Source organism: Citrobacter sp. TBCS-14 (assembly GCF_005280805.1).
Taxonomy (GTDB): domain Bacteria; phylum Pseudomonadota; class Gammaproteobacteria; order Enterobacterales; family Enterobacteriaceae; genus Citrobacter; species Citrobacter gillenii.
Genome location: NZ_SZWM01000302.1, coordinates 1 through 587, shown reverse-complemented (window position 1 = coordinate 587; position 587 = coordinate 1). Strand labels below are relative to the sequence as shown.

The following is a 587-nucleotide window of genomic DNA, read 5'->3' as shown; positions in this document are numbered from 1 at the left end:
GCTAACGCGCAGCGTAAAGTGGAAAGCCGCAACTTCGATATTCGTAAACAGCTGTTGGAATACGATGACGTTGCCAACGATCAGCGTCGTGCCATCTACAGCCAGCGTAATGAACTGCTGGATGTGTCCGACGTTAGCGAAACCATCAACAGCATTCGCGAAGATGTCTTCAAAGCAACGATTGATGCCTATATTCCGCCGCAGTCTCTGGAAGAAATGTGGGATATCCCGGGTCTGCAGGAACGTCTGAAAAATGATTTCGACCTCGAGATGCCGATTTCAGAGTGGCTGGATAAAGAACCTGAGCTGCATGAAGAGACGCTGCGTGAACGTATTCTGGCTAACGCCATTGAAGTGTATCAGCGTAAAGAAGANCACTTCGAAAAAGGCGTGATGCTGCAAACTCTCGACTCCTTGTGGAAAGAGCACCTTGCGGCGATGGACTATCTGCGTCAGGGTATCCACCTGCGTGGTTATGCGCAAAAAGATCCGAAGCAGGAATATAAACGCGAATCCTTCTCTATGTTTGCATCAATGCTGGAATCACTGAAGTACGAAGTGATCAGCACCCTGAGCAAAGTTCAGGT

At 48.8% G+C, this 587-nt stretch carries 1 pseudogene; it reads left to right on the top strand.

Going from position 1 to position 587, the window contains the following annotated elements:
• Positions 1-587 (top strand): annotated as a pseudogene (secA, locus tag FDX22_RS15210) (preprotein translocase subunit SecA); the annotation flags it as partial.